General features: G+C 67.1%; 1 protein-coding gene. It reads left to right on the top strand.

Annotation, left to right across the window (positions count from 1 at the left end; all coding sequences use genetic code 11):
- Nucleotides 1-86: 86 nt before the first annotated feature.
- Nucleotides 87-286: hypothetical protein (locus tag NE591_RS15770; protein WP_256157165.1), on the top strand; the 200-nt coding region annotated here is incomplete at its 3' end.

Genomic DNA, 286 nt, shown 5'->3' with positions numbered 1-286 from the left:
CTTGACGCGCCGCCCGCCCCGTGAGCCGGACGCCCCATCAGGAGCGAGGCAGAGGGCCTCTCTCCACGGAACGAAAGGGGCATCCCATGCTTCACATCGCAGCGACCGTCGAAGACCTCTCCTCCTGGGAGGGCCTGAAGCACTTCAGCAAATCCGCGCTGGCCGCCATCATCGACTGGCACGACGAGCAGGAGATCGACCAGGAGGCCGACGCCGCAGAGCTTCGGGGCGAGTGGACGGAGTACGTCGACGCCGGGGCCATGTGGTACGCCCTCCACGATGTGGA

Origin of the sequence: Adlercreutzia sp. DFI.6.23 (assembly GCF_024462535.1) — a bacterium.
GTDB classification, from domain to species: Bacteria; Actinomycetota; Coriobacteriia; order Coriobacteriales; family Eggerthellaceae; genus Adlercreutzia; species Adlercreutzia rubneri.
This window is presented reverse-complemented; position numbering and strand designations above follow the sequence as displayed.